The 4,008-nt window shown below is 61.7% G+C and carries 5 protein-coding genes and 1 tRNA gene; 5 read left to right on the top strand and 1 reads right to left on the bottom strand.

Annotated elements, in window-relative coordinates; translation table 11 throughout:
• The first annotated feature begins 118 nt into the window (after window positions 1-118).
• Both ACY693_RS16215 and ACY693_RS16210 read left to right on the top strand, forming a co-directional pair.
• Window positions 119-195 (top strand) — tRNA-Arg (locus ACY693_RS16215).
• 164 nt (window positions 196-359) lie between these two features.
• Window positions 360-689 (top strand): Y-family DNA polymerase, encoded by a 330-nt coding sequence (locus ACY693_RS16210; RefSeq protein WP_462322850.1) that lies wholly within the window; start codon window positions 360-362, stop codon window positions 687-689.
• An 84-nt stretch (window positions 690-773) separates the two neighbouring features.
• On the opposite strand, the gene ACY693_RS16205 is transcribed toward ACY693_RS16210, so the two are convergent.
• Window positions 774-2,222: a dynamin family protein gene (locus ACY693_RS16205; RefSeq protein WP_462322849.1), complete on the bottom strand. Its 1,449-nt coding sequence runs from the start codon at window positions 2,220-2,222 to the stop codon at window positions 774-776.
• A 250-nt stretch (window positions 2,223-2,472) separates the two neighbouring features.
• On the opposite strand from ACY693_RS16205, the gene ACY693_RS16200 reads away from it, so the two are divergent.
• From ACY693_RS16200 to ACY693_RS16190, 3 genes are all read left to right on the top strand, one after another.
• The gene (locus ACY693_RS16200; protein ID WP_462322848.1) at window positions 2,473-2,652 is read left to right on the top strand and encodes a hypothetical protein; all 180 of its coding nucleotides are present in this window, start codon (window positions 2,473-2,475) and stop codon (window positions 2,650-2,652) included.
• Between the two features lie 235 nt (window positions 2,653-2,887).
• Window positions 2,888-3,196, top strand: a complete 309-nt coding sequence (locus ACY693_RS16195; RefSeq protein WP_462322847.1) for a hypothetical protein — start codon at window positions 2,888-2,890, stop codon at window positions 3,194-3,196.
• 226 nt (window positions 3,197-3,422) lie between these two features.
• Window positions 3,423-3,839 carry an H-NS histone family protein gene (locus tag ACY693_RS16190; RefSeq protein ID WP_462322846.1) on the top strand — a complete coding sequence of 139 codons (417 nt, stop codon included), beginning with the start codon at window positions 3,423-3,425 and terminating at the stop codon, window positions 3,837-3,839.
• The last annotated feature ends 169 nt before the right edge of the window (window positions 3,840-4,008 follow it).

The raw sequence follows: 4,008 nt of genomic DNA, 5'->3' as shown, positions 1-4,008 counted from the left end.
GGTGCGTTTGGCTTGGTCGGTCGTGGTCACAGGGGTTACCATTGAATCAAGCCAGAAGCATGACGCTAGGCTTTGGCCTTTGTCGAGCCAAACGCGGGCTTGTCAGACAGCCTTCTTCGCCCTCGTAGCTCAGCAGGATAGAGCAACCGCCTCCTAAGCGGTAGGTCACAGGTTCGAATCCTGTCGAGGGCGCCATATTTATTCATCTTTTCAATCGGTTGCCGGGTGCGCGCAAGCTTTAGTCGAGCCTGCTCAGGGTCGGTGTGACCAGAATGTGACGATGGCTCCAGGAGCTTGACCGCGCACTGTCCCCGTTCGAGTCCCAGGTGCGCATTGCGCTTGGTCGTCTTGATCGTGCTATGTCCCAGCAGGTCGCGATCATCGGCCAGCGCATCCAAAGTACCCTGCTGCGCTGGACCGGGCTGCCGGTGTGTGTCGGCATTGGCCCGACCAAGAGCCTGGCCAAGCTCGCCAACCATCTCGCCAAGCAGGACCCGGTCTCGCCTGGCGTCTGCGATCTGGAGATACTGCCCGCGGCCGAGATCGCCCGGCTGCTCGCGCCGATCCCGGTCGCTGAGGTCTGGGGTGTCGGCGGCCGGCTGGCTCAGCGCCTGGCCCTGGATCAGATCAACCGTCGCTTCGACCGCGGCAGCTGTTCTTCAGGAGCGAAAGGAGGCCGAATGGACTAGGCGCGATATCCCCAGATTTGCTGGTGAGTCACTATTTTCCGCAGGCCAAGCGTGCGCGCCCGGGCATCCGCGACTTGGGCCCAGTCAATCCGCCCCAGCCTGCTCACCGCAGAAGAAGGTCTTACGCTTGGGCCTCTCGGACCCGACACCTTCGACCACTCGCAGACGGCGCGGCTCTGTACCAGCGAGCGTCGCCGGACGATCCGGGTCCGAGGCGGGGGCTTCGCTATCACGCATGGCGTGGTAGAGCTCGCTTCGAAGCTGCGGGATCAGCTTGCCTGTCAGTTCCTCAAGCTGCTCGCGGTCGTCCAAACGCATCTTCTCGAACGACTGGAGGCCGCTCTTTTCAGCAATCTCGCGGGCGCGTGGGCCGACCTCCTCCCACATCATGCGCAAGTCATCTGACCGGTCGCGCAACAGCAACTCTCGATCGTGCAGCTCTTCGAAGATTTGGTCGAAGCGAGCAATCAGACGCCGGTTGGCTCGCGGGAGCGTCATGTACCCGATGAAAACGAATGCCAGGACGGCGGCCAATGCAACCCCTGGCAACGCTACGAGCATGCCCGTGGCAAGCGCGGCAGCGCTCAGCCCGCCCAAGAGCAGGATCGAGAGACCCGCCCAACGCGCACGGACCGATCTGAGCCTGTCCGCAGCCTCGCCGATCACCATCGCGTGCAGGCGAAGCCGCTCGGCATAGGCCTGAAGTTGTGTGATCTGATTGTCCATCCGCCGGGTCGGTGCGCGGCGTAACTCACCGATCAGGTCGTTGCGCGCCTTGTCGAAGTCCTCCATCGGCAGGCGCCCCTTCGGCGTGTCGCTCAGCGGTACAAAGGTGTTATAGATCATCGGCAAGTCTTTGCGCGGGATGATCTTCCCTAGGTTCCAGCAGAGGGCCCCATAGGCCCGCGCGAAGTCGTGCAAGCTCTGGAACTGGTCCACCTTGTTCAGGATGATCAACATCTTATGGTCGATGCCTGCCAGGGACTCGCGAAAGACCTGGAGGGTTTCGCCCGTCGTCCCGGGCTTGTCCGGATCAAAGAAGACCATCACAAGGTCGGCTCGTTCGGTGAGCCAACGCACCACCCCGGGGAAGTCATAACCGCGCTCGTTCTCGGCCTTGGCCGCGTCGATCATGCCTGGGCTGTCGATCAGCGTCACTGTCTTGAGTAGCTCAGCGGGGCGCAGCTTCAGGCGCACATGCGAGACCAGCTGGCCACCAAAGTGCCGTAGCCCCTCATAGGGCAAGTCCGGATTGCTCACGACGGCAGCACCATCTCGCTCGGTCGCGGTGTCGCCATGCGCGATGATCGTGAAACCGTCATCGGTCGGCGCAACACCGGTGCTCTGAACATCGCCACCCAGGAGGTAGTTGACGAAAGTGGACTTCCCCGATGAGTGATTGCCCAAGAGCAGGATCTGCGGTGGTCGACGCAACTCGCCCACAGTGGGTGGTCGTCGGAACATGAATTCTTTTGCCAGCGGGTCGAGGACGTCCTCGTAGTAGCCGCGGATCCGGTTCGCGAATGTTTCCATCGGATGTTACAAATAAGAGAGTGGTCCGTTGTCAGGGAGTAAGGGAGCTGGGGCGGGAATCCAAGCGACCCTGCGCCTGCACCCACAATGTCCGCTCTGGGTTTTTGGTGCCGACGTCGTTATTCGAACAGGTGAAATCCCCGTTGGATCATCAACCGGCCCTCCGCCAATGGCGGTAGGGGGTACCGCACTGCCGACAGATGAGGACAATCTGAGGCACACTATCCGTCAGTCAGCATGCTCGTTACCCATGAGCGATTCCCACCTATTGATCTTGCAGCGGCGCGCAAGCCGTCTCGGGGCCGACCCGGCGCCATTGCCCAGAGCCAGTGCCCAGAGCCAGTGCCCAGAGCCAGTGCCCAGAGCCAGTGCCCAGCGCCAGTGCCCAGCGCCGCTCCTGGCGCTGAAGTCGGCGCCGGTCTCGGTCTAGCCAACCTTCACGATGCGTTCAATCGAACCGAGCAAGCGATGAACGTTCCGTGACGATCCGATCCGAGCGAGGGCCGGGGCTAGTAAGCGCAACGGCAGTGCTGGCCCGCTAACCCTCTGTTTCCAAATCGATTAAACGGTGCTCGTAAATGTTGGCACGGGGGCTGCTCTATCCCTGACAAGTCCCGGCAACGGCCGGAACGTCGACAACCCAACGTCCACTCGGAGCACGACCTATGAAGACCCTCACCACCCTGACCGCCACTCTACTCACATTGGCCGCCGCCGGTGCCAATGCCGCCGATGCCTACCAAGGCCTCAGCGCCGATCATCCGGACCTCAATAGCCAGCCGGCTCGCATCGAGGACGGCTTCGGCGTCCGTGCTATACAGCCCGGTATCGGCAGCCAGATCGATCGCTACCAGGGCATCGCCGAAGGCAATGCGGATCTGTTCAATGTCCGCTTCGACGGCCCAGCGCAGGCCAACGGTGAGCGTCCGGCCATCTATGGCGGCGCTCAGGGCAATCCCGATCTCTCGTTCTGATCGCCTCTGAATGTGAGCGATAACGCCAACGCGCAAGCAGGAGTGCAATGAGCGATCAATGTGCTCCTGAGCGCGTATCGGTACCCAATAGCCAATCCGCATCGCGATCCAATAAAGACACCCCTTGCATTTCGCCCAAAAAGGCTAAATCATTGGCGCCAACCAGCAGCGCCAATGAGTGCGCGGCTGGAAGCCTACAAATCCAAGCAGAACGATGGAGCCACTGATGGACGAAATGAACCACCTCAGCGCCGATGAATTGCAAGCCCAGCTCGAGGCTATTTCCCAGCAGCGCGAGGCCCTGAAGACGGCCCTTGAGCGCCGGCATGAAGCGGAGAAGACCGAGCTTGCCGGCGAGATCAAAGCGCTGATCACCGAGCGCGGCCACGATGTCGAGGAGATCGCCAAGCTCCTGCAGAGACGCGCGAGCGGGCGCAAGCGCCGTCGGCAGCGGAGCGCGGCCAATGAAAGCAACGCCAGCTATACCCGCTATGCCGATCCGGACAATCCTGAGAACATCTACATCCGCGGCCGGATGCCGAAGTGGCTGACCGAGAAGATGGCCGCCAACGGCTTCGATCCGAACAATGCCGCGCATCGCGCTCAATTCAAGGAACAGCATCTGGTCGAGCTCGCCGCCTGATCTGCTTGGCCTGATCGGCCTTATCCAACGCCGTGCCGGCCCGCGTCCGTGCCACGCGAGCTGGCACGATCCCTCGTGAGAGGGACTTGAAGACCAAGACCAACAAACGAAACACTCACCCGATCTGACCTGGCATCCGAACCCGATCCACCCCGATAACCGAATCCAC

This window comes from Halochromatium sp. (genome assembly GCF_054919635.1).
The sequence above is the reverse complement of the archived record's forward strand: the minus strand, read 5'-3'. Positions and strand labels throughout refer to the sequence as shown.